The 23,268-nt window shown below is 68.1% G+C and carries 23 protein-coding genes and 1 pseudogene; 10 read left to right on the plus strand and 14 right to left on the minus strand.

Features of this window, described 5'->3' with window-relative positions; all coding sequences use genetic code 11:
- Positions 1 to 124 precede the first annotated feature (124 nt).
- The 5 genes from ACSQ89_RS20215 to ACSQ89_RS20235 all read left to right on the plus strand — a co-directional run bounded on the left by ACSQ89_RS20215 (position 125) and on the right by ACSQ89_RS20235 (position 4,735).
- Positions 125 to 1,039 (plus strand): dihydrodipicolinate synthase family protein, encoded by a 915-nt coding sequence (locus ACSQ89_RS20215; protein ID WP_436290960.1) that lies wholly within the window; start codon positions 125 to 127, stop codon positions 1,037 to 1,039.
- 35 nt (positions 1,040 to 1,074) lie between these two features.
- A complete protein-coding gene (locus tag ACSQ89_RS20220) occupies positions 1,075 to 1,689 on the plus strand; it encodes a TRAP transporter small permease (RefSeq protein WP_093102988.1) in 615 nt (204 codons plus the stop codon).
- A 1-nt stretch (position 1,690) separates the two neighbouring features.
- A complete protein-coding gene (locus ACSQ89_RS20225; protein ID WP_093102987.1) occupies positions 1,691 to 2,956 on the plus strand; it encodes a TRAP transporter large permease in 1,266 nt (421 codons plus the stop codon).
- Positions 2,957 to 2,988: 32 nt separating this feature from the next.
- Complete coding sequence (locus tag ACSQ89_RS20230; RefSeq protein ID WP_093102985.1) at positions 2,989 to 3,984, plus strand: TRAP transporter substrate-binding protein; 996 nt, start codon at positions 2,989 to 2,991, stop codon at positions 3,982 to 3,984.
- A gap of 79 nt (positions 3,985 to 4,063) precedes the next feature.
- Positions 4,064 to 4,735 carry a GntR family transcriptional regulator gene (locus ACSQ89_RS20235; RefSeq protein WP_093102984.1) on the plus strand — a complete coding sequence of 224 codons (672 nt, stop codon included), beginning with the start codon at positions 4,064 to 4,066 and terminating at the stop codon, positions 4,733 to 4,735.
- Here the strand turns inward: ACSQ89_RS20235 and ACSQ89_RS20240 are convergent.
- Complete coding sequence (locus ACSQ89_RS20240; RefSeq protein ID WP_093102982.1) at positions 4,732 to 5,328, minus strand: hypothetical protein; 597 nt, start codon at positions 5,326 to 5,328, stop codon at positions 4,732 to 4,734. The genes ACSQ89_RS20235 and ACSQ89_RS20240 overlap by 4 nt on opposite strands.
- 211 nt (positions 5,329 to 5,539) lie before the next feature.
- Here ACSQ89_RS20240 and ACSQ89_RS20245 point away from each other — a divergent pair, with 211 nt between their 5' ends.
- The 3 genes and pseudogenes from ACSQ89_RS20245 to ACSQ89_RS20255 all read left to right on the plus strand — a co-directional run bounded on the left by ACSQ89_RS20245 (position 5,540) and on the right by ACSQ89_RS20255 (position 8,222).
- On the plus strand, positions 5,540 to 6,010 hold the full coding sequence (locus tag ACSQ89_RS20245; RefSeq protein ID WP_436290959.1) for a (2Fe-2S)-binding protein: 471 nt from the start codon (positions 5,540 to 5,542) through the stop codon (positions 6,008 to 6,010).
- Between the two features lie 14 nt (positions 6,011 to 6,024).
- Positions 6,025 to 6,423: pseudogene (locus tag ACSQ89_RS20250) on the plus strand (molybdopterin cofactor-binding domain-containing protein); the annotation flags it as partial.
- Positions 6,424 to 6,995: 572 nt separating this feature from the next.
- Positions 6,996 to 8,222, plus strand: coding sequence for a xanthine dehydrogenase family protein molybdopterin-binding subunit (locus tag ACSQ89_RS20255; protein ID WP_436296351.1), 1,227 nt, complete (start codon positions 6,996 to 6,998; stop codon positions 8,220 to 8,222).
- Here the strand turns inward: ACSQ89_RS20255 and ACSQ89_RS20260 are convergent, their stop codons facing one another.
- From ACSQ89_RS20260 to ACSQ89_RS20315, 12 genes are all read right to left on the minus strand, one after another.
- On the minus strand, positions 8,223 to 8,972 hold the full coding sequence (locus ACSQ89_RS20260; RefSeq protein ID WP_093102981.1) for an ABC transporter ATP-binding protein: 750 nt from the start codon (positions 8,970 to 8,972) through the stop codon (positions 8,223 to 8,225). It lies immediately after the preceding gene.
- Positions 8,969 to 10,810, minus strand: a complete 1,842-nt coding sequence (locus tag ACSQ89_RS20265) for a branched-chain amino acid ABC transporter ATP-binding protein/permease (RefSeq protein ID WP_093102979.1) — start codon at positions 10,808 to 10,810, stop codon at positions 8,969 to 8,971. The genes ACSQ89_RS20260 and ACSQ89_RS20265 overlap by 4 nt, the downstream gene beginning before the upstream one ends.
- Positions 10,807 to 11,835: a branched-chain amino acid ABC transporter permease gene (locus ACSQ89_RS20270; protein WP_093102977.1), complete on the minus strand. Its 1,029-nt coding sequence runs from the start codon at positions 11,833 to 11,835 to the stop codon at positions 10,807 to 10,809. The genes ACSQ89_RS20265 and ACSQ89_RS20270 overlap by 4 nt, the downstream gene beginning before the upstream one ends.
- A 72-nt stretch (positions 11,836 to 11,907) precedes the next feature.
- Positions 11,908 to 13,059 carry an ABC transporter substrate-binding protein gene (locus tag ACSQ89_RS20275; RefSeq protein ID WP_093102976.1) on the minus strand — a complete coding sequence of 384 codons (1,152 nt, stop codon included), beginning with the start codon at positions 13,057 to 13,059 and terminating at the stop codon, positions 11,908 to 11,910.
- Between the two features lie 34 nt (positions 13,060 to 13,093).
- Positions 13,094 to 14,176 (minus strand): 1,2-phenylacetyl-CoA epoxidase subunit PaaE, encoded by a 1,083-nt coding sequence (gene paaE / locus ACSQ89_RS20280; RefSeq protein WP_093102974.1) that lies wholly within the window; start codon positions 14,174 to 14,176, stop codon positions 13,094 to 13,096.
- Positions 14,173 to 14,697 carry a 1,2-phenylacetyl-CoA epoxidase subunit PaaD gene (gene paaD / locus ACSQ89_RS20285; protein WP_436290957.1) on the minus strand — a complete coding sequence of 175 codons (525 nt, stop codon included), beginning with the start codon at positions 14,695 to 14,697 and terminating at the stop codon, positions 14,173 to 14,175. Before paaD ends, paaE begins: the two co-directional genes overlap by 4 nt.
- Positions 14,691 to 15,464 carry a 1,2-phenylacetyl-CoA epoxidase subunit PaaC gene (gene paaC / locus ACSQ89_RS20290; protein ID WP_436290956.1) on the minus strand — a complete coding sequence of 258 codons (774 nt, stop codon included), beginning with the start codon at positions 15,462 to 15,464 and terminating at the stop codon, positions 14,691 to 14,693. Before paaC ends, paaD begins: the two co-directional genes overlap by 7 nt.
- An 11-nt stretch (positions 15,465 to 15,475) precedes the next feature.
- Positions 15,476 to 15,766 (minus strand): 1,2-phenylacetyl-CoA epoxidase subunit PaaB, encoded by a 291-nt coding sequence (gene paaB, locus ACSQ89_RS20295; RefSeq protein ID WP_093102970.1) that lies wholly within the window; start codon positions 15,764 to 15,766, stop codon positions 15,476 to 15,478.
- On the minus strand, positions 15,763 to 16,773 hold the full coding sequence (gene paaA, locus ACSQ89_RS20300; protein ID WP_436290955.1) for a 1,2-phenylacetyl-CoA epoxidase subunit PaaA: 1,011 nt from the start codon (positions 16,771 to 16,773) through the stop codon (positions 15,763 to 15,765). The genes paaB and paaA overlap by 4 nt, the downstream gene beginning before the upstream one ends.
- A gap of 12 nt (positions 16,774 to 16,785) precedes the next feature.
- Positions 16,786 to 18,105 (minus strand): phenylacetate--CoA ligase PaaK, encoded by a 1,320-nt coding sequence (gene paaK, locus ACSQ89_RS20305; RefSeq protein WP_093102967.1) that lies wholly within the window; start codon positions 18,103 to 18,105, stop codon positions 16,786 to 16,788.
- Positions 18,106 to 18,123: 18 nt separating this feature from the next.
- Complete coding sequence (paaI, locus tag ACSQ89_RS20310; protein ID WP_093102965.1) at positions 18,124 to 18,561, minus strand: hydroxyphenylacetyl-CoA thioesterase PaaI; 438 nt, start codon at positions 18,559 to 18,561, stop codon at positions 18,124 to 18,126.
- Positions 18,562 to 18,573: 12 nt separating this feature from the next.
- On the minus strand, positions 18,574 to 19,377 hold the full coding sequence (locus tag ACSQ89_RS20315) for an enoyl-CoA hydratase-related protein (protein WP_436290954.1): 804 nt from the start codon (positions 19,375 to 19,377) through the stop codon (positions 18,574 to 18,576).
- A 176-nt stretch (positions 19,378 to 19,553) separates the two neighbouring features.
- On the opposite strand from ACSQ89_RS20315, the gene paaN reads away from it, so the two are divergent.
- Positions 19,554 to 21,212 (plus strand): phenylacetic acid degradation protein PaaN, encoded by a 1,659-nt coding sequence (paaN, locus tag ACSQ89_RS20320; RefSeq protein ID WP_436290953.1) that lies wholly within the window; start codon positions 19,554 to 19,556, stop codon positions 21,210 to 21,212.
- Between the two features lie 16 nt (positions 21,213 to 21,228).
- On the plus strand, positions 21,229 to 21,831 hold the full coding sequence (locus tag ACSQ89_RS20325) for a phenylacetic acid degradation protein PaaY (RefSeq protein ID WP_436290952.1): 603 nt from the start codon (positions 21,229 to 21,231) through the stop codon (positions 21,829 to 21,831).
- Here the strand turns inward: ACSQ89_RS20325 and guaD are convergent.
- Positions 21,828 to 23,108 carry a guanine deaminase gene (guaD, locus tag ACSQ89_RS20330; protein ID WP_093102960.1) on the minus strand — a complete coding sequence of 427 codons (1,281 nt, stop codon included), beginning with the start codon at positions 23,106 to 23,108 and terminating at the stop codon, positions 21,828 to 21,830. The genes ACSQ89_RS20325 and guaD overlap by 4 nt on opposite strands.
- Between the last annotated feature and the right edge of the window lie 160 nt (positions 23,109 to 23,268).

Genomic DNA, 23,268 nt, shown 5'->3' on the forward strand with positions numbered 1-23,268 from the left:
CCGTACCCGCCATTTCCATCAAAACAGCCTGGCATGCAACCTGCTAAATACCCTGACAAGATATTTCTAATATCTCAATAATATATTTAAAAGATACTTCCAACCCTACCCCAGGAGCAAGCACGTGAGCAACCCCCGCTGGCAAGGCATCTTCCCCGCCATCACCACCAAATTCCACGCCGACGAGCGCATCGATGCCGAAGGCACCGCGAAGCACATCGACTTCCAGATCAGGAACGGCATTCACGGCCTCGTCACTTGCGGCTCGCTCGGCGAGGCCAGCACGCTGACGCTGGAGGAAAAGCTGGAGGTCGCCAGGATCGCGCTGGAAGCCAGCGACGGCCGCGTGCCGGTGCTGGCCAATGTCTCGGAGACCAGCACGCGCGAAGCGCTGCGCTACATCGACGGCGCCAACAAGCTCGGCGTCGCCGGCTACATGGTGATGCCCTCCGTGATCTACGTGGCCGACGCGCGAGAGGCGATGCTCAACGTGCGCACCATGGCCGAAGCCGCGCAGAAGCCGGTGATGGTCTACAACAACCCGGTCGCCTATCGCGTCGACCTGAAGCCCGAACACATGGTCGAGCTGGCCGATTGCGAATGGATCGTCGCCATCAAGGAGAGCACCGACAACATCCGCCGCATCACCGACCTGCGCAACACCGTGGGCGACCGCTACCAGCTCTTCCTGGGCGTGGACGACCTGGCCTACGAAGGCCTGGCGCTGGGTTGCGACGGCCTGCTCGCCGGCGTCGGCTGCGCCTTTCCGCGCGAGACCGTGGCGCTCTACGACCTGATGAAGGCCGGCCAGTTCGCCGAAGCGCTCAAGCTCTATCAGTGGATGACGCCGATGCTCCATCTCGACGTGTCGACCAAGCTGGTGCAGAACCTGAAGCTCATCGACCTGCTGGTCGGCGTCGGCACCGAGCACATGCGCCGCCCGCGCCTGCCGCTCGTCGGCGAGGAACGCGCAGCGATCGAAGCCATCGTCGGCAAGGCGCTCGCGACCCGCCCGGCGCAGTACCGGTCGGTCGCCTGATCCGGGCCGCAGCACCGCCAGGCCGCAAGAACGCCATGAACAACAACGCCCTCGGACCGCCGGGCATCAGCCGCTTCGTGCTCGATGCCTCGGACGCGATCCTGCGCTGCGAACGCTATCTGCTCACCGGCCTCATGGGCCTGCTCGTCGCGCTGATCCTGCTGAACGTGGTCACGCGCTACACGGGCGTACCGCTTTACTGGGTGGACGAGGCATCGGTGTACTCGGTGGTCTGGCTCACCTTCATCGGCGCCTCGGCGATGACCCGGCTGCGGCTGGACTTCGCCGTGACGCTCTTGACCGACAAGCTCGGCGCCAAGGCAGCGGCGGCCGCCAAGGCCTGCGCCTCCGGCGGCGTGCTGCTGCTCGGCTTCGGGCTGCTGGCGATGTGCTGGGTCTGGATGGACCCGGTGGGCATCGCGCGCCACGGCTTCGATGCGAAGGACTACGCGGCCGAGTCCTTCAACTTCCTCTACACCGAGACCACGCAGACGCTGAACTGGCCGACCTGGGTCGTACAGCTGATCCTGCCGATCTTCTCGCTCACGCTCAGCGTGCATGCGCTGGCCAACCTGCTGGAAGACCTCGGCCTGCAGCCCAAGCGCGTGCACCGCGAGTTCCACGTGCTCAACGCCGACGCGGTGAACTGAGATGCTGACCTCCGCATTCTTCCTCGTCGTGATGCTGATCGGCGTGCCCATCGGCGCCTGCCTGTGCCTGGCCGGCATCGTCTACATCCTGAATTCCGGGGACACGGTGCTGTTCCAGTCCTATCCCCTGCAGATGTTCTCGGGGATCGACAGCTACGGCCTGATCGCGATTCCGCTGTTCATCCTGATCGGCGAAATCATGAACGGCGGCGGCATCACCAGGCGCCTGGTCGACCTGGCTCTGGCCTTCATCGGCTCGGTCAAGGGCGGCCTCGCCTACGTGAACATCCTCGCCAACATGCTGGTGTCCTCGATCATCGGCTCGGCCACTGCGCAGGTGGCCATCATGAGCCAGATCATGGTGCCGGAGATGGAGAAGAAGGGCTACGACAAGACCTTCGCCGCCGGCCTCACCGTGTACGGCGGCATGCTCGGCCCGATCATCCCGCCTTCGGTGATGTTCGTGGTCTACAGCGTGCTGGCGCAGGTCGCGGTCGGCGACATGCTGATCGCCGGCATCCTGCCCGGCATCGTGCTCACGCTGCTGTTCTTCGTCGTGATCGCCTGCATGGGCGTGATCTACAACTATCCGCGCACCGAGAAGCGGACCCTCCGGCAGCGGCTGCACACCATCGCGACGGCCTGCCCCACGCTCTTGATCCCGATCGTGATCGTCGGCTCCATCCTCACCGGCTTCGCCAACCCCACCGAGGCCGCGGCCGTCGGCGCGCTGGCCGCGGCCCTGGTCGGGCGTTACGTGACGAAGGAATTCAGCTTCAGGACGATGCCGGAGATCCTGCTCAAGTCGGCGATCTACTCGGCGGTCGTGCTGTTCCTGGTGGCCGCCGCGGCGGTGTTCTCCTGGCTCTTGATCTACGGCAAGGTGCCGCAGGCCATCGCGGCATGGATCCAGACCGTCGCCAAAGACCCGGTCACCTTCCTGCTGCTCGCGAACGCGATCCTGCTGGTGATCGGCACGGTGATCGACGGCATTCCCGGCCTGATCATGACGGTGCCGATCCTGCTGCCGATCGCCACCGAAATCTACGGCATCGACCCGCGCCACTTCGGCGTGGTGGTGGTGGTGAACCTCGTGCTGGGGCTGATGACGCCGCCCGTCGGCCTGAGCTTCTTCGTCGCCGCCGCGGTCACCGGCGCCAAGCCCGGAAAGATGTTCATCGTCACGCTGCCCTTCTTCCTCATCTGCTGCGTGGCGCTGGTGCTGTTGTCGATCTTCCCGAGCCTGTCGCTCGGTCTTCTCAAGTAGGCCTCTTTTCTTCCCCCCAACCGGAGCATTGCATGTCCCTCTCACGCCGACACTTCGTCCAGGCTGCGGCCGGCACCGCCGCCTCGTCCCTTCTCTTCAGTACGCCGTCGCGCGCGGCCGCGGCCAAGGATTTCCGACTCGGCCTCATCACGCCGGCGGGCCATTCGTGGAACCGCGCGGCGCTGGGCTTCGGCGAGGCGTTGAAGAAGGCCACCGACGGCCGCCTGAGCGCCACGGTGTTCCACTCGGGCCAGCTGGGCAACGAGTCGGCCATGATGCAGCAGCTGCAATCGGGCGCGCTGGACATGGGCTGGATCCAGGCGGCCGAGCTGGGCTCGCGCGTCGCGAGCGTGGCAGCCATCAATGCGCCCTACCTGGTGCGTTCGACCACCAACGTCGCCACGCTGGTGCGCACGCCGGCCGCGCTGAAGCTGCTCGAGGTGCTGCCGCGCGAAACCGGGACCATCGGCCTGGGCTGGGGCATCACCGGCATGCGCGTGGTGTTCTCGACCAAGAACATCTCGACCCCGACCGAGCTCAAGGGCCTGAAGCTGCGCATCAATCCGACGCCGGTGTACCGCGACTTCTATCAGTTGCTGGGCGCGGCGCCGACGCCCATTCCCACGCCCGCCGTGTTCGATGCCATGTCCAACGGCCAGGTGGACGGCCTCGAGGCCGACATCGAGTTCTCGTGGAACCAGCGCTTCGACCGGGTGTCGAAGGTGCTGCTTCCGATGAACGCGCTCTTCATGCCCTTCGCGCCGCTGGTGTCGGGCCGGATCTGGCAGACGCTGGATGCGAAGGACAAGGAGCTGATCCGCGACCTGATCAAGCAATCGCTCGACGCGCAGATCAAGGACATCGTGACCACGGAGCTCGGGCTGATCGACAAGTTCAAGGCGAGCGGCATCGCCTTCAAGAGCGACAGCGGCTTCGACCCTGCGCCGGTCATCCGGGAGTTCGACAAGCTCTGGTTGCCCAAGGCGCCGCAGATCGCCGAACTGCGCAAGATCGGCGCCGCACTGTAAGCCAGGCCCCCTTCGCCACCCGGTCGCTGCCGATGGGAGAATGCGACCGCCTTTCCGACCCCAGCCTCAGCCCTCCACGATGCCCGTTGCAGCCACGTCTTTCCCAAGTGCCGCCGCCCCGCGGCGCGCCGCCGACATCGCCTACGACGCGATAGAGGCGTTGATATGCACGCTGCAACTCGAACCCGGCAGCCAGGTGGTCGAGGCCGAGATCGCCGAACGTACCGGGCTCGGCCGCACGCCGGTGCGGGAGGCGCTGCTGCGCATGAGCTCGATCGGGCTGATCGTGCAGCAGCCGCGGCGCGGCCTGCTGGTCTCCAGCATCGACCTGGCCGACCATCTCGATGTGCTGCAGACGCGGCGCGTGCTGGAAATACTCATCGCCTGCTGCTCGGCACGCCGGGCCACCGCCGCGCAGCGCAAGGAAATCCTGCGTTGCGCCGAAAAGATGGTCAAGGCAGCCGCACGCGGCCACCTGGACGACTACATGCAGGCCGACCACGAGCTCGACCGCGTGAATCACCAGGCCAGCCAGAACCACTCCGCCGTCAAGAGCGTGGCGCCGCTGATCGTGCAGTGCCGCCGCTTCTGGTACGCCTACCAGCACGAGGGCGAGATCGTCGAAGCCGCCAAGGCCCACATGGAACTCGCCCAGGGCATCGCCACCGGCGACGAGGCGGCAGCCGTCGCGGGCGCGAACAGGCTGCTCGACTACCTGGAGCGCTTCGCCCGCAGGGTGATCGACAACTAGGTTTTTTCGCCGATGGCCGGCGTGGGCACGGCAGCGGCCTGCGCCGCGGCGAGGCCCTTGTTCAGGCGCTGGCGGATCACCAGGCCGACGATGCCCAGCAGCAAGGCAATCAGGCCGAGGACCAGCGTCACCTTGTCGGTGGCCATCGTGGCGGCCACCTTGTCCTTCGATTCCATGATCTTCTGGACGTCGGCGAGGGAGACCACGGTGCGGCCCTTGTGCTTGATCTCGTAGACCATGTTGTTGTCCGACGGATCGAGCCTGACCTCGATGGCCTCATCGATCAGCGGTTCGAGCTTGCTGCGCCCGACCGCGTTGTCGACGCGCCATTTCTCGGTGCTGCCGCTGGCCAGCTTGGCATCGAGCACGAAGTAGCGGCGGGTCGTCGTGCCGCCGCGGCGGCGCTTGGACGTTTCGGTGACCTCGCTGCCGCCGGTGATCGAGCCGCTGCGTACGACCAGGTCTTCGACCGCGGTGCCGTGCGTGTCGGCAGAGGCCTTCCACTGCGCATAGCCGGCCCACCCGAGGATGCCGATGCCGAACAGCAGCGCGAGCCAAGCCTTGCCGGTGACCTGATAGAGCCATTCACTCATGTTGTTCGCCTTTCTTGCGAGTTGAAAAAACCGGCCGATGTTAAGGCGAGTCGATGACAAATTGGCTATCAAATCCATAGCGACAAACGCATATCTGGCGCGGCTTACGAAGGTATTAGCCTGAAAGAATTCGTCATGGACCCGATGCCGGACGTCGCTTGATGCGATGGGCACGCTGTGGCAATCTGCACCGCCGCCCAAGGAGGTCCGCATGCCCAGCATCACCCTCATCGTCAATGGCGCCTCGAAAAGCATCGAGGCCTGGGATCCGGACATGCCGCTGCTCTACGCGCTGCGCAACGACCTGCGCTTGCACGCGGCCAAGTTCGGCTGCGGGCTCGCGCAGTGCGGCGCCTGCACCGTGCTGCTCGACGACATGCCCGTGCGCTCGTGCAGCATTCGCATCGCCGATGCGGCCGGGCGCCGCGTCGTCACGGCCGAAGGGCTGGGTTCGCCCGAGAAGCCGCACGCCGTGCAGGCTGCCTTCATCGCCGAGCAGGCCGCGCAGTGCGGCTACTGCACCAACGGCATGGTGATGACGGCCGTCGCGCTGCTGCGCGCCGTGCCGCGGCCGAGCCGCGACGAGGCCAAGCAGGCGCTCGCCGGCAACCTCTGCCGCTGCGGCTCGCACGAGCGGGTGTTGCGCGCCGTGCAGCGCGCTGCCGATTCAGAGAGGGCCTGAGCATGGAGACGCTCATGCTGACACGCCGCGCCCTGCTCGAAGCCGGCGCACTGGTCGTGGGCTGCGGGCTCGTGCCCATTCAGCCCGCGCATGCACAGCCGATCGCCGGCGCGCAACGCTCGCTCGCGCTCGGCGAGGTCGATTCCTTCCTGGCGCTGCGTGCCGACGGCACCGTGGTCGTCTACTCGGGCAAGGTCGACCTCGGCACCGGCCACCGCATCGCAATGCGGCAGATGGTGGGCGAGGAACTCGGCGTGGGTGTCGAGCGCATCGAGCTCATCGAGGGCGACACGGCGCTGACGCCCAACCAGGGGCCCACGGCCGGCAGCACCGGCGTGATGCGCGGCGGCGTCGAGCTGCGCCAGGCCGCGGCGACGGCGCGCGAGGCGCTGATTGCGGCGGCGGCACAGCAGCTGCAACTGCCGCCCGAACAGCTCACGCTCGCCGACGGCGCGGTGCGCGCGGCCGACGGCCGCAGCATCGGCTGCTCCGTCCTCCTGGGCGGCCGCGGCTTCGAGCTGAAGATGAATCCGAAGGCACCGCTCAAGCGGCCTTCGCAGTACGTGCTGGTCGGCCGCTCGCTGCCGCGGCCCGACGTGCCGGCCAAGGTGACCGGCCGCCATGTCTACGTGCACGACCACGTGGTGCCCGGCATGCTGCACGGCCGCGTGCTGCGGCCGCCGGCGGTGGGCGCGAAGCTGTTGTCGGTCAACGAGGTTTCGGTGGCTCGGCTGCCCGGCGTGCGCGTGGTGCGCATCGCCGATTTCGTCGGCGTCGTGAGCCCCGACGAATGGGCCGCGGTGCGCGCGGCGCGCGAACTCGAGCTGCGATGGAGCGACAGCGCGCCGCTGATCGGCCACGCGGCGCTGGTCGATTGGGCCCGCAGCGGCCCCTTCGTGGCCGAGGAAGTCATCGCGTCGAAGGGCGACGCGCAACGCCTGGCCGGCCTGCGCGATGCGGCGGACGTGCTGCGCGCGAGCTATGCGTGGCCGATCCAGTCGCCCACGGCTCGATCGGCCCCTCGTGCGCCGTGGCCGACGTGCGCCCCGACGGCGGCACGGTGTGGACGGCGTCGCAGGCCAGCCATCGCTTCCTCAACGTCTTCGCGGCACTGGTCGAGCTGCCGCGCGACAAGCTGCGCGTGGTCTACCTCGACGGCGCCGGCTGCTACGGCATGAACGGGCACGACGACGCGGCGGCCGATGCGGTGCTGCTGTCGAAGGCGGTCGGCCGGCCGGTGCGCGTGCAGTGGAGCCGCCAGGACGAGCTGGGCTGGGACCCGAAGGGCCCGCCGCAGCTGCTCGACATGAAGGCCACGCTGACGCCGGAGGGCCGCATCGACGCCTGGGAAACCGACATGTGGGTGCCGCGCGCCACGGCCAACCTCGAATGGATACCGCTGCTGTCGCCGCTCGCCGCCGGCCTGCGCCAGCCGGTGGGCCAGTCCGTCGGGCTGGTGTCGCAGAACGGCGATCCGCCCTACGGCGCGAACGCGGTCAAGGTCACGGCACACTGGCTGGGGCCGGCGCCGCTCAGGCCTTCCAACATCCGCGCGCCGGGCAAGGTCGCGAACTGCTTCGCGGTCGAGAGCTTCGTCGACGAACTGGCGGCGAAGGCGCGCATGGACCCGCTGGCCTTCCGCCTGCGCGACACCGCGAACCCGCGCGGCGCCGAGGTGATCCGGCGCGCGGGCCGGATGATCGGCTGGCAGGCCCGGCCCTCGCCTGCCGCCACGCGCGGCGGCGGCATCGCGAGGGGCCGCGGCATGGCCTATATCCACTACAAGAACAACGAGACCTATGTCGCCATCGCGATGGAGGTCGAGGTCGATCGCAAGAGCGGCAAGATCGCGGTGCGCCGGGTCTGCTGCGCCCACGACTGCGGGCTGATGATCAACCCCGACGCCGTGCGCGCCCAGGTCGAGGGCAGCATCCTGCAGACGCTCTCGCGCACGCTGCACGAGGAGACCACCTTCGACCGCTCGCGCGTCACCAGCGTCGACTGGGTCAGCTACCCGCTGCTGAACTTCACCGAAGTGCCGAGGCTGGAGATCGAACTGATCGACCGGCGCGAAGAGCCGCCGCTGGGTGCCGGCGAAGCGGCTTCCAGCCCGGTGCCGGCGGCGCTGGCCAACGCGGTGTTCGACGCCACCGGCGTGCGGCTGCGCAGCGTGCCCTTTACCAGCGCGAAGCTGAAGGCGCTGCTGGCCTAGCTATCGCGCCGGCGTTTCGTCGGTGCGCGCGCCCAGCCCCAGGTAGGTGTCGATGATGCGGCGGTCGTGCAGCAGCTCCTTGGCCGGTCCCTGCAGCGCGACCGCGCCCATTTCGAGCACGTAGGCACGGTCCGCCACCTGCAGCGCGGCGCGGGCGTTCTGCTCCACCAGCAGCACCGAGACGCCATGCTGGCGCAGCGAGGACACCACCTGCAGCACCTCGCGCACGATCAGCGGCGCGAGGCCGAGCGAGGGCTCGTCGAGCATCAGCAGGCGCGGCCGCGCCATCAGCGCGCGGCCGATCGCGAGCATCTGCCGCTCGCCGCCGGACAGCGTGGACGCGAGCTGCGCGCGACGCTCCTGCAGGCGCGGGAAGATGCCGAAGACCTCCGTCATGCGCTGGCGCTGGTCGCGCTCGCCGCGCCACCAGCGCGAGAAGCCGCCCAGGAGCAGGTTGTCCTCGACCGACATCTCGCCGAAGAGCTCGCGCTTTTCCGGCACCAGGCCTACGCCGCGCGCCACCATCGCTTCCACGCTGGTGCGCGCCATGCGCTCGCCGTCGAGCAGCACGCCGCCGCGCGAAGGAAGCAAGCCCATCGCGGCGCACAGCAGCGTGGTCTTGCCCGCGCCGTTGGGCCCGATCACCGTGACGATCTCGCCCGCGTCGACGCGCAGGTCGATGTGGTGCACGGCCTCCACCGCGCCGTAGGAGACGCAGAAGTCTTCGAGTTGGAGGAGTGCCTTGCTCATGCCACCTGCTCCATCAGCTTTTGCTCCGCCGGCTCGTCGACGCCACCGAGATAAGCGTCCAGCACCTTCGGATCGGCCTGCACTTCGAGCGGCGTTCCGCGCGCGATGACGGCGCCGAACTCCAGCACGGTCACGCGGTCGGCCAGGTTCATGACGAACTCCATGTCGTGCTCGACCACCAGGATCGCCAGACCCTCGGCGCGCAGCTGGTCGAGCAGGGTGGCGAGCGCGCGCTTTTCCAGATGGCGCAGGCCCGCGGCCGGCTCGTCGAGCAGCAGCACCGCGGGATGGCCCGCCAATGCGCGTGCAATCTCGATCACGCGCTGCTGGCCCAGCGCCAGCGAGCCCGCCGGCACTTCCACGAACTCGCCGAGCCCGCAGCGCTCGAGCTGGCGCCGCGCCTGCGCGAGCAAGGCGGCCTCTTCCGCGCGATCCAGCCGCAGCATGGAGGCGATCCATCCGCGCCGCCCGCGGCGGTGCGCGCCGAGCGCGACGTTCTCGATCACGCGGCGCTGGCCCAGCAGACGCACGTGCTGGAAGGTCCGACCCAGGCCCAGCGCGGCGAAGGCGCGCGAGGGCTGGCCGGTCATCGGCCGGTCCATCAGCCGCACCTCGCCCGAGGTGGGATCGTCCACGCCCGAAATCATGTTGAAGAAGGTGCTCTTGCCGGCGCCGTTGGGACCGATCAGCGCGTGGATCTCGCCCGCCTTCACATCCATGCTGACCGCGTCGTTGGCGACCAGGCCGCCGAAGCGCTTGGTCACGGCGTCGGCCTGCAGCACGACCTGCCCGCGCGGCGGCAAGGTGGCCTCGGGCAACGTGAGGGTCTGGCGCGGAGCACGCGGCTTCACCGGCTTCAGGAAGCGCCCGCCCAGGCGCGCCACGGTCGGCCACAGGCCGTCGGCAAAGCGCTGCAGCACCACCAGCATCAGGAGGCCGAACACGATCACCTCGAAGTTGCCGCTGGAGCCCAGCAGGCGCGGCAGGATGTCCTGCAGCTGCTCTTTCAACAAGGTGATCAGCGCGGCGCCGAGCACCGCGCCCCAGAGATGGCCGGCGCCGCCGACCACCGCCATGAAGAGGTACTCGATGCCGATGTTGAGGTTGAAGGGCGTGGGGTTGATGAAGCGCTGCATGTGCGCATAGAGCCAGCCCGACACCGCCGCCAGCAGCGCTGCCAGCACGAAGACCTTGATGCGGTAGCGCGCGGTGTCCACGCCCATCGATTCGGCCATCACGCGGCCGCCCTTCAGCGCGCGGATGGCACGGCCCTCGCGCGAATCCAGCAGGTTGTGCAACGCCCACAGCGCGAGCAGCAGCACGCCCCAGATCACCAGGCCCAACGAGCGCGGCGATGCGAAGGACAGGCCGGCCACCACGATCGGCGGCACGCCGGCCACGCCGGTGTGGCCGCCCAGGAATTCCAGGTTGCCGAACAGGAAGTAGAAGCTCAGGCCCCAGGCGATGGTGCACAGCGGCAAGTAGTGCCCGGAAAGCCGCAGCGTGATCGCGCCCAGCCCCCAGGCCACGAAGAAGGTCACGAGGATGCCGAACAGGAGCCCGATCCACGGCAGCAGCGCGGGGCTCACGACCGTGCCGATCGCGGCGGCGACCGCGGGCGAGGTGCAGACCCAGGCGGTCGCGTAGGCGCCGGTGCCGACGAAGGCGGCCTGGCCGAAGGAAGTCATGCCGCCCACGCCGGTCAGCATCACGAGGCCGGCCGCAACCAGCGCGTAGAGGCCGATGTAGCTGAGCACGGTGACCGAGAAGTCCGGCAGGAAACCCCACACCGCCGCGAGCAGGACGACGAAGGCGATGGCCATATGCCGGCGCGTCATTCCTCGTCCTCCACATGGCGGCTGCTCAGCGAGCGCCACCAGAGCACCGGGATGATCAGCGTGAAGACGAAGACCTCCTTGAAGGCGCTGGCCCAGAAGGAGGAGAAGGCCTCGAGCTGGCCCACGATCAGCGCGCCCACGAGCGCCAGCGGATAGCTGGCCAGGCCGCCGACGATGGCAGCCACGAAGCCCTTGAGGCCGATCAGGAAGCCGGTGTCGTAGTAGATGGTGGTCAGCGGCGCGATCAGGAGGCCCGAGACCGCGCCGATCGCCGCCGCCAGCGCGAAGCTCAGGTCACCCGAGAGGCCGGTGGGAATGCCCATCAGCCGCGCGCCGACGCGGTTGATCGCGGTGGCGCGCAGCGCCTTGCCGACGATCGAGCGTTCGAAGAAAAGAAACATCAGCACCACCAGCGCGGCGGTGACCGCGACCACCACCAGCGATTGGCCCGTCAACGCCACGCCGCCGAGGTCGAGCCGCAGGTCCGAGAAGGCCGGCGTGCGCGAACCCTCGGCGCCGAAGAAGAGCAGGCCCAGGCCGACCAGCACACCGTGCAGCGCCACCGATACGATCAAGAGCGTGAGCACGGTGGCATCGGCCAGCGGCCGGTAGGCCAGCCGATAGAGCAGCGGGCCGAGCGGCACGATCACCGCGAGCGCCGTCAACGTCTGCATCACCAGCGATTCCGGGCGCAGCAGCAGCACCAGCGCGCAAGCCACCAGCGGCAGCACCACGCACCAGGCGAGCGTCGATGCCCAGTCGACCGCGGCACCCCGCTTCCATCGCCACAGCTCCACCACCAGCGCCATCACGGCCAGCGCCACCAGCAGCCACAGCGTGGCCGGCACGCGGCCGGCCTGCAAGGCAACCACCGACAGGGCGCTGAAGGCGACGAACTCGCCCTGGGGAATGAAGATGACGCGGGTGACCGAGAACACGAGCACCAGCGCCAGCGCCATGAGCCCGTAGATCGCCCCGTTCACGATACCGTCCTGCCCCAGTATCAGGGCGATTTGCATGTCCATGCATCCACTCCGGCGTGGCGCACGCAGGCCCCCGGCCCGCGTACGCGCTCGCACGCACGCTCCGGTTGAAGGTCAGTCTTGAGGCTGGTATTTCCAGGTGCCGTTCTCGATCTTGACCATCACGCGCGCGCGCTGGTCCAGACCCAGATGGTCCGTGGGCGACATGGTGAAGATGCCATGGGCGCCGGGAACGTCCTTCACCGACTCGAGCGCGTCGCGCAAGGCGGCGCGGAAAGCCGGCGTGCCGGGCTGCGCCTTCTTGAGCGCGGCCGGAATCGCGGCGCTCATCAGCAGGCCTGCATCCCAGGCGTGGCCGCCGAAGGTCGAGACGCTGCCCTTGCCGTTGGCCGCCTCGTAGGCGTTGACGTAGGCCAGCGCCGACTTCTTCAGCGGATGCGAATCGGGCAGTTGCGCCGCCACCAGCATCGGGCCGGAGGGCAGCAGCGTGCCTTCGACGTCCTTGCCGCCGACGCGCAGGAAGTCGGCGTTCGCGACGCCGTGGGTCTGGTAGATCTTGCCGGCATAGCCGCGCTCCTTGAGCGTCTTCTGCGGCAGCGCGGCCGGCGTGCCGGAGCCGGCGATCAGCACCGCATCGGGCTTGGCAGAGATCAGCTTCAGCGTCTGACCGGTGACCGAGGTGTCGCTGCGCGCGTAGCGCTCGTTCGCCGTCACCTGCAGCTTCTTGAGCGCGGCGGCCTTGCCGAACTCCTGGAACCAGCCTTCGCCGTAGGCGTCGGAGAAGCCGATGAAGCCGACCGTCTTGACGCCGTTGGCCGCCATGTGCTCGGCGATGGCGAGCGACATCATGATGTCGTTCTGCGGCGTCTTGAAGACCCACTTGCGCTTCTCGTCCACGGGCTCGACGATGCGCGCCGAGGCCGCCATCGAGATCATCGGGACCTTCTCTTCGGCCACCACGTCGATCATGGCCAGCGAGTTGGGCGTGACGGTCGATCCGATCACGATGTCGACCTTGTTCTCGCTGATCAGCTTGCGCGTGTTCGACACCGCCGCGGTGGTGTCGGATGCGTCGTCGAGCACGATGTAGTTGATCTTCTGGCCGCCGATGGTCTTGGGCATCAGGCCGATGGTGTTCTTCTCGGGGATGCCGAGCGAAGCGGCCGGGCCCGTCGCCGACAGCGTGACGCCGACGTTGACGTCGGCCTGCGCGGCAAAGGCCATGGCGCACAGGAGCGCCACGCCGAGGCGGGTGAATGATTTCATGAAGGTCTCCGTTGGTTAAAAGGTTGCGGCCGCTTCAGCGTTCGTCGAAGGACAACACCACGCGCTCGGTCAAGGGATGCGCCTGGCAGGTCAGGATGAAGCCGCCCGCCACCTCATTCTTGTCGAGCGCGAAGTTGCGCTCCATCCGCACTTCCCCTTCCAGCAGCTTGGCACGGCAGGTGCCGCACACGCCCGAGGTGCATGAATACGGCACCTCCAGGCCCGCCGAAGAGGCGGCGTCGAGGATACTCGGCTGGCCCTTGGCGAACGGGATTTCGCGGCTGAGTCCGTCGCGCACGATGGTGATGCGCGCCTGCTCGGCATCGCCGGGCTGCGCCTCGTGCACCACGGCGCCGACCGGCCCGGCGGGTTGGGCGATGCCGAAGCGCTCGATATGGATGCGCTCCTCGGGCACGCCGGCCGCGAGCAGTGCCGCCTCGGCCTCGTCGTTCATCTGGAAGGGCCCGCAGATGTAGACGTGGTCGATCTGCCCGGCGGGCACCAGGCCTTCGAGGAACTCGGCGATCTTCTCGCGGTTCATCACGCCCATGTTGATCGGCACGTCGGTGTGCTCGTCGGAGAACACGTGCTGCAGCGCGACCCGCGTCATGTAGCGGTTCTTGAGGTCCTCGATCTCCTCCTTGAACATCGTGGACTTGAGTGAACGGTTGCCGTAGATCAGCGTGAAGCGGGCGAAGGGCTCGCGCGCCAGCACGGTCTTCATGATCGAGAGGATGGGCGTGATGCCGCTGCCGCCCGCGATGCCCACGTGGTGGCGGTGAGCCTCGGGCTCGATCGGCACGAAGAAGCGCCCCTCCGGCGCCATGACCTGCAGCGTGTCGCCCGGCTGGAGCGCGCTGTTGATCCAGTTGGAGAAGGTGCCGCCCTGTACCTTGCGCACGCCGACGCGCAGCTCGCCGTCGTCGACGCCGGCGCAGATCGAATAGGAGCGCCGCAGGTCCTGGCCGTCGATCTCCTTGCGCAGCGTGAGGTACTGGCCCTGCGTGAAGCCGAAGACCTCGCGCAATTCCTCCGGCACGTCGAAGGAGACGATCACGGCCTCGGAGGTGTCGGGCTCGATCCTGCGCACGCGCAGGGGGTGGAAGATGACGCTCATATCGGCTTGAAGTGTTCGAACGGTTCGCGGCAGGCAAGGCAGCGGTAGAGCGACTTGCAGGCGGTGGCGCCGAAGGCAGACAGGCGTTCGGTGTGCCGGCTGCCGCAGCGCGGGCAGGCAACGGCCGCGCCGGTCCCGCGTCCGAAGATGCGGATCGGGACGGCATCGCCCGGCGCCACCGGTCCGGGCGGTGCAATGCCGTATTCGGAGAGCTTGCGCCGGCCTTCCGCGCTGATCCAGTCGGTGGTCCAGGCCGGCGCGCGCTGCAGCGCGACATGGGCCGGACCGAGGCCTGCTTTCTCGATGGCTTCGAGCACGTCGCGCTCGATCACTTCGGTGGCGGGGCAGCCGGAGTAGGTCGGCGTCAGCACGACTTCGAGTGCATCGCCGCGCTCGATCACGTCGCGCACGATGCCGAGATCGCACACCGAAAGGGCCGGCACTTCGGGATCGAGCACGGTGCCGAGCACCTCCCACGCCTGCTCGCATCGCGTCGGGGCGAAGGCGGCAACATTCACCATACACCCCCCGGATAAGCGCGCTGCAGATGCTGCATCTCGGCCAGGATGTAGCCCATGTGCTCGCTGTGCACGCCGTGCTTGCCGGTGCTCAGGAAGGCCGACTCGGCCGGCGGCACGAGCGTGGCCTCGTCGAGCATGGCGCCCATCTCGGCGAACCAGGCTTCGCGCAACACCGCCCACGCCGGGCCCAGGCCGCTGGCGCTGGCTTCCTCGCCCACGGCGTCCGAGGCGAACAGTTCGGGCACGAAGCGCCACAGCTCCTTCAGCGCAGCCTCCATGCGCGCATGCGATTCGTCCGTGCCGTCGCCCAGGCGCACCACCCAGTCGGCCGAATGCTGCTGGTGGTAGCGCGCTTCCTTGATCGCCTTGCCCGCGATGGCGGCGACCTCCTCGTCGCTCGACGATGCCAGGCGCTCCCACAGCAGCTTGAGCAGCGTCGCGACCATCGCGTTGCGCAGCACGCTGAAGGCGAAGTCGCCGCGCGGCAGCTCGACCAGCGTGAGATTGAAATAGTCGCGCTCGTCGCGCAGGAAGGCGAGCTGGTCTTCGTCATGCGCGCGGCCTTCGATCTGGCCGGCCCGGGTGAGCAGCGCACGCGCCTGGCCTACGAGATCGAGCGCCATGTTGCTCATGGCGATGTCTTCTTCGAGCGCCGGCGCGTGGCCGCACCACTCGCCAAGGCGTTGGGCCAGGATCAGGCAGGTGTCGGCGATGCGCAGCAGGTACTGCACGGCGGGGCTGCGGTCGAGTTCGATGGATGCTTGCATGGGGCCTCAGTTCACATGTGGTCGACGGACTTGGGCAGCACGTAGAAGGTGGGATGGCGGTAGACCTTGTCTTCCGCCGGATCGAAGAACATGTCCTTGTCGCCCGGATCGCTGGCCACGATCTGGTCGGAGCGCACCACCCACACGCTCACGCCTTCCTGGCGCCGGGTGTAGACGTCGCGCGCCATCTGCAGCGCCATCTTGGGGTCGGGCGCGTGCAGGCTGCCGCAATGCTTGTGGTCCAGGCCCGCCTTGCTGCGCACGAACACTTCCCACAGCGGCCACTCTTGATCGGTTGTCATGCGGCCTCCTTCAGGTGATTCTGTTTTCGCGCATGCGCCAGCGCCGCTTCGCGCACCCAGGCGCCCTCTTCCCAGGCCTTCACGCGGGCGCCGAGGCGTTCGCGGTTGCACGGGCCGTCGCCGCCGATCACGCGCCAGAACTCGCTCCAGTCGATCGGCCCGTGGTCGTGCGCCTGGCGCTCCTCGTTCCACTTGAGATCGGGGTCGGGCAAGGTCACGCCGAGCACCTTGGCCTGTTCGACCGCGGCATCGATGAACTTCTGGCGCAGGTCGTCGTTGGAGAAGCGCTTGATGCCCCAGCGCATCGATTGCGCACTGTTGGGCGACTGCTCGTCGGGCGGGCCGAACATCATCACGGACGGCCACCACCAGCGGTTCACCGCGTCCTGCACCATGGCCTTCTGCGCCTCGGTGCCGTGCTGCATCATCGTGAGCAGCGCCTCGTAGCCCTGGCGCTGGTGAAAGCTCTCCTCGCGGCAGATGCGGATCATCGCGCGCGCATAGGGCGCGTAGGAGCAGCGACAGATCGGCACCTGGTTCATGATCGCCGCGCCGTCGACCAGCCAGCCGATGGTGCCCATGTCGGCCCAGGTCAGCGTGGGGTAGTTGAAGATCGAGCTGTACTTGGCCTTTCCCGTGTGCAGCGCATCGAGCATCTGGTCGCGGCTGGTGCCGAGCGTCTCGGCCGCAGCATAGAGGTACAGGCCGTGGCCGCCCTCGTCCTGCACCTTGGCCAAGAGGATGGCCTTGCGCTTGAGCGTGGGCGCGCGGCTGATCCAGTTGCCTTCGGGCAGCATGCCGACGATCTCGGAATGCGCATGCTGGCTGATCTGGCGCACCAGCGTCTTGCGGTAGTGCTCGGGCATCCAGTCCTTGGCCTCGATGAAGCCGCCGGCATCGATGCGTTCGTCGAAGCGCTGCTCGAGAACCATTTCCTCCGCCGACCGGACGACCTTCTTGCCGTCGCCGGATTCCTTGCCCATGGTGTCCATGGCTTGGGTGTACATGACGCTTTCCTTTCAGGTCTTGGGGCGCTCGTCGACCACGCGCCGGGCCTTGCCGGTCAGCGTGCGTTCGATCGAGTCGGGGCGTTTCACCAGCACGGTGGTCGAGATGCCGACCATGGTCTTCACGCGCTGCTGCACCCATTGCGCGATCTGCTCGCGTTCGGCGTCGCCGAGGTCGCCGGCGCCGGCCTGCACTTCGCAATGCAGCTCCACGCTGTCGAGATGGCCCTCGCGCCCGACCTTGATCAGGTACTGGCCCGAGAGCTTCTCGTGCGCGAGCACGATCTCCTCGATCTGCGTCGGGAACACGTTGACGCCGCGGATGATCAGCATGTCGTCGCTGCGCCCGACGATCTTTCCCATGCGGCGGAAGCTGCGCGAGGTGGGCGGCAAGAGGCGCGTGAGGTCGCGCGTGCGGTAGCGCACGATGGGCAGCGCTTCCTTGGTCAGCGAGGTGAAGACGAGCTCGCCCTCTTCGCCGTCCGGCAGCACCTTGCCGGTCTCGGGATCGATGATCTCGGGATAGAAATGGTCTTCCCAGACCACGGGCCCGTCCTTGCTCTCGATGCACTCGCTGGCGACGCCGGGACCCATCACTTCCGAGAGGCCGTAGATGTCGACCGCGTCCATGCCGCCCTTGGCCTCGATCTCGCGGCGCATCGCCTCGGTCCATGGTTCGGCGCCGAAGATGCCGACCTTGAGCGAGTTCTCGCGCGGGTCCAGCCCCTGGCGCTGAAACTCCTCGATGATCACCTGCATGTAGCTGGGCGTGACCATGATGATGTCGGGCCGAAGGTCGCGGATCAGCTGCACTTGCTTCTCGGTCTGGCCGCCCGACATCGGGATCACGGTGCAGCCCGCGCGCTCGGCGCCGTAGTGCGCGCCCAGTCCGCCGGTGAAGAGGCCGTAGCCGTAGGCCACGTGCACGATGTCGCCGGGCCGTCCGCCCGCCGCGCGGATCGAGCGCGCCACCAGGTCGGCCCAGTTGTCGATGTCCTTCAAGGTGTAGCCCACCACCGTCGGCTTGCCGGTGGTGCCGGAAGACGCATGGATGCGCGCGACCTGTTCTCGCGGCACGGCGAAGAGGCCGAAGGGGTAGTTGTCGCGCAAGTCCTTCTTGACGGTGAACGGAAACTTCGCGAGGTCGCTCAATTGCTTGAGGTCGCCGGGGTGCACGCCTTTTTCATCGAAGGCCTTGCGGTAGTGCGGCACCTTGTCGTAGGCGCGCCGCAGGCTGGACTGCAGGCGCTGCAGCTGCAGCGCGGCGATCTCGTCGCGACTGGCCTTCTCGATCGCCTCGAGGTCGCCGGGTGCCGGGCGTTGAACGGGCATGGGGGTGTCTCCTTCTCTTCAAGCCGCAACGACGGGTTTGCCTTTGATCGTGTAGGAGCGTCCGCGGAATACCGCGATCCGCTCGCCGCGCTGGTTCAGGACCTCGGTGTCGTAGACGCCCATGCGGCCCGCCTTCGACACTTCGACGCAGCGCGCGACCAGCCGGTCGCCGTGGCGCGCCGGCGCGACGAAATCGATGCCGAATCCCGAGGCGACGGTCACCTCGTTGTAGGAGTTGCAGGCATAGGCGAAGGCCGAATCGGCCAGGGTCGAGATGAAGCCGCCGTGGCAGATGTCGTGGCCGTTGAGCATGTCTTCGCGCACGGTCATGGCGATGTCGGCGCGGCCAGGCCCGATGGCCTCGACCTCCATGCCGAGACCGCGCACGGCGCGGTCGTTGGCGAACATGGCATCGCGCACGCGTTCGGCGGTGTGTTGGGGATGGGTCTCGCTCATCGACGGAACTCCTCAGCGGTCGGTGAAGCGCGGCGGGCGCTTGGCGCGGAAGGCTTCGACGCCCTCGCGGTAGTCGTTGGCGGCACCGAGGCCGCCTTGCAGCCTGGCTTCCATTGCGAGCGCGGACTCCAGATCGAGCTGCTGCGCATCGGCCAGCGCCTGGCGCGTGGCGACCAGTGCGGCAATCGGCATGTCGGCCAGGCGCGTGGCCAGGGTCTCGACCGTGAGCGCCAGCTCGGCGTCTTCCACGCACTTCCAGATCAGGCCCATCTGGGCGGCCTCGGCGGCCGGCAGCTTCTCGCCCAGCAGGGCGAGGCCGAGCGCACGTGCTTGACCCACGAGCCGCGGCAGCAGCCAGCTGCCGCCGGTGTCGGGCACCAGCCCGATCTTGGTAAAGGCCTGGATGAAGCTCGCGGAGCGCCCGGCCACGACGAGATCGCAGGCCAGCGCGAGGTTGGCGCCCGCACCGGCTGCGACGCCGTGGACCTCGGCGATCACCGGCACCGGCATCGAGCGCAGGCGCAGCACCAGCGGTGCGTAGAGCGATTCGATGACGTGGGCCAGGTCCTTGGGCGGCGCACCGGGCGTGTAGTCGGGCGCGACCATCGGGTCGGCCAGGTCCTGGCCGGCGCAGAAGGCACGCCCTGCGCCGCCGAGCACCACGCAGCGCACGGCACTGTCGGCCGCCGCCTCGTCGAGCGCCTCCATGAGCGCGGCATGCAGTTGGGAGTTGAAGCTGTTGAGCGCTTCCGGCCGGTTGAGCTGGAGCGTGCGCACGGCGCCAGACTGTGTGATGCGTACCAGGGGTTCGTCCATCGTGGTGCTGAGGTGTGAGGATTGATCGGCCAAAAGGGCGAGTTCAATAATTGACCGACCGTTCGGTTGATTATAGGATTCGCGGTCTTGCTGCCGCAAGCCTTGTCCTTTGGTACTAACCCTTAAGCCTAGCTCGCGGCACTCCTTTTTCCAACATCGCCGGAGACCCTTCACCCATGACCGCCCTGTTCGATCGCCATCGCACGCTGCTCGACGACGCCCTGCGCGCCCTCACCCACCGCGGCCATTGGTCCCCTTTTCCGGAAGCCCCTTCGCCCAAGGTCTATGGGGAAAGCGCGCAGGCCGAGGGCCGCAACGCCGCGCTCGCGCTCTGCGGCAAGGACTACCCGCTGGACCAGCCCGGCGAACGCGCGCGCGTCGCCACCGAGCGCTCGCCCTTCGGCGCCACGCTCGGCATCCGCTATCCCGAATGCGAGGGTGAAGCGCTGGTCGCCGCCGCCCTGGCGGCCGAGCCCGCCTGGCAGGCCATCGGCCCCGAAGGCCGCGTGGGCGTCGTGCTCGAAGCCTTGAAGCGCATCCATGCACGCAGCTTCGAGATCGCGCATGCCGTGATGCTGACCACAGGCCAGGGCCCGATGATGGCTTTCCAGGCCGGCGGCCCCCATGCCCAGGATCGCGCGCTCGAAGCCATCGCCACCGCCTGGAAAGCCATGGCCGACGTGCCGGCCGAGGCCACCTGGGAAAAGCCGCAGGGCAAGAACCCGCCCGCGGTGCTGAAGAAACGCTTCGAAGTCGTGGGCCGCGGCATCGCGCTGGTGATCGGCTGCGCGACCTTCCCGACCTGGAACACCTACCCCGGCCTCTTCGCGGCGCTGGCCACCGGCAACCCGGTGATCGTCAAGCCCCATCCCAACGCCGTGCTGCCTGCGGCCATCGCGGTCAGCGTGCTGCGCGAGGTGCTGGCCGAAGAGGGGCTGGATCCGAACCTCGTGACGCTCGCGGTCAGCGCCGAACCGCAACTGGCGCAGATGCTGGCCACGCACCATGCGGTGGCCTCCATCGACTACACCGGCGGCAATGTCTTCGGCCGCTGGCTGCAGACGCATGCGACGCAGGCCCGCCTCTATGCCGAGATGGCCGGCGTGAACCTGGTCGTCATCGAATCGACCGATGCCTATGCCGCGATGCTGCGCAACCTCGCGCTGTCGCTCTCGCTCTACAGCGGCCAGATGTGCACCACCACGCAGAACCTGCTGGTGCCGGCTGAGGGCATCCGGACCGACCAGGGACACAAGAGCTTCGAACAGGTCGGCTCCGATCTCGCGCAGGCGATCGACCAACTGCTGGCCGATCCGAAGGTGGCGCTGACAGTGCTCGGCGCCATCGGCTCGCCCCAGACCCTCGAACGGCTGGACAAGGCCGCGAAGGTCGGCCGCACGGTGCTGGCCTCGCGCAAGCTCGAGCACCCCGAGTACCCGCAGGCCGAGGTGCGCACGCCGGCGATCGCCGCCTTGGGCGTGGACGATGCCGACATCTACGAGCAGGAGTGCTTCGGCCCGGTGTCCTATCTGGTGGCCGTGCCTTCGCGCGAGGCTGCGCTCGAAATCGCCGAGCGCAGCGTCCGCCGACATGGCGCCATGACCTTGGGTCTCTACTCCGACGACCCGGCGTACATCGACGACATGGTGAACGCCGCGCGGCGCGCACGCGTCGCGCTATCGATCAATCTCACCCAAAGCGTGATGGTCAACCAGTCGGCCGGCTTCTCCGACTTCCACGCCACCGGCGGCAATCCGGCGGCCAATGCGGCCTACACCACCCTCGCCTTCGTGGCCGACCGCTTCGTGGTCGTGCAGCACCGCCGCCACGCTTGATCAACCGGGAGCTGCCATGCCCTGCTACGCACTCGAAGGCGTCGTGCCGGTGGTCGACCCCAGCGCCTACGTCCATCCCACGGCCGTGCTGATCGGCGACGTGATCGTCGGCCCCGGCTGCTATGTCGGCCCCTGCGCGAGCCTGCGTGGCGACTTCGGCCGCATCGTGCTGGAGCGCGGCGCCAACGTGCAGGACAACTGCACGATCCACGGCTTCCCGGACCAGGACACGGTGGTCGAGGAAAACGGCCACATCGGCCACGGCGCCGTGCTCCACAGCTGCGTGGTGAAGCACGATGCGCTGGTGGGCATGAACGCGGTGGTGATGGACGAGGCCGAGATCGGCGCCTTCGCCTTCGTCGCCGCCTGCGCCTTCGTGCCGGCAGGCATGCGGGTGCCGGCGAAGAGCCTGGTGGCCGGCATTCCCGCCACGGTGCGGCGCGAGCTCGGCGACGACGAGATCGCGTGGAAGCGCGAAGGCACCGAGATCTACCAGGACCTCACGCGCCGCTGCCTGGACACCCTGGTGGAGGCCGAGCCTTTGCGTGCGGTGGAGGCCGATCGGCCGCGGCTCAAGTCACCGGACGTGCGCTCGCTGATCGCGACCCGGCGCGGCTAGGCCTGCGAAATGACGGTCCGCTCGATCAGCCGGTCGTCACCCAGCACGATCATCGCGAACAGCAGCTCTTCAAGGTTGTTGGCGAGCGAGGTCTTGCGCGCGAGCAAGGGCGTGGCCTTCGGATCGATCACCAGGAAGTCCGCCTCGCAGCCCGGCTGCAGGTTGCCGATGACGCCTTCGAGCCCCAGCGCGCGCGCCGCGCCTGCGGTGTGGCGCCACCAGAGCTGCGAAGGCGGGATGCTGATGCCCGGCTTGGTCTGGCCCTCGCGGCCCACGTAATAGGCGGCCATCATGGTCGAGAAGGGGCTGAAGCTGGTGCCGCCGCCGACGTCGCTGGCCAGGCCGTAGGCATAGCCGATGCGGTCGGCGCCCTCGAAGTCGAAGAAACCGCTGCCGAGGAACAAGTTGCTGGTCGGGCTCACGGCCGAGGCGGTGCCGGTGTCGCGCATCAGGCGCCGGTCGTCGTCGTCGAAGTGGATGCAGTGGGCGTAGACGGCGCGCTCGCGCATCAGGCCGAAGCCGGCATAGACGTCGAGGTAGGAGCGCGCGCCGGGGAACAGCTCGCGCGCCCACTTCACTTCGTCCTTGTTCTCGGCCACGTGCGAATGGATCCAGGTGTCCGGGTATTTCGCGGCCAGCTCGCCAGCGCCGCGCAGCTGGGCGTCGGTGCTGGTCGGCGCGAAGCGCGGCGTGATCGCATAGCCCAGGCGATCGACGTTGTGCCACTGGCGGATCAGCGACTCGGTGTCGATCAGGCTCTGTTCCGTCTGGTCGCGCACGCCGTCGGGCGAATGCCGGTCCTGCAGCACCTTGCCGGTGATCATGCGCAGCCGGCGGCGCTGCGCCGCCTCGAAGAAGGCCTGCACCGACTGCGGATGCGAGGTCGCGAAGGTCAGCGAGGTCGTGACGCCGTTGCGCAGCAACTCGTCGAAGAAGACCTCGGCCACCTCCGCCGCGTGCGCCGGGTCGGCAAAGCGGCTCTCGGCCGGAAAGGTGTAGTTCTCGAGCCAGGGCAGAAGGCCTTCCGAGGGCGCGCCGATGATGTCGGTCTGCGGAAAGTGGACGTGCATGTCGACGAAGCCCGGCGCCAGGATGCGCCCCGGCCAGTGCGTGACGTCCACGCCCGGATGGCGGGCCGCCACCGACGCATGGGCGCCGGCGTCCAGCACGCGCTGGCGGCCGGCGGCATCGGGGCCGACCACCAACAGGCCGTCTTGATCGAAAACCGGCTGGCCGGCGGCATCGAATCGCAAAAGGGAGGCACGGTACGCTTGCATGGGCTGGGAGGGTAAGGCAGCGAAGCCGGTACGGAATGTGCGAGCGCATATGGAGGCTATATGACAGCCGCGCTCGGCAGTGGCACATCCTAGGGCCGCACCAGCCGCTCGAACATAATCCGCCTTCAATCCCAACAGGAACAGCGATGAATCCACGCGA

The organism is Variovorax sp. LjRoot175 (assembly GCF_964253805.1).
Classification (GTDB): domain Bacteria; phylum Pseudomonadota; class Gammaproteobacteria; order Burkholderiales; family Burkholderiaceae_C; genus Variovorax.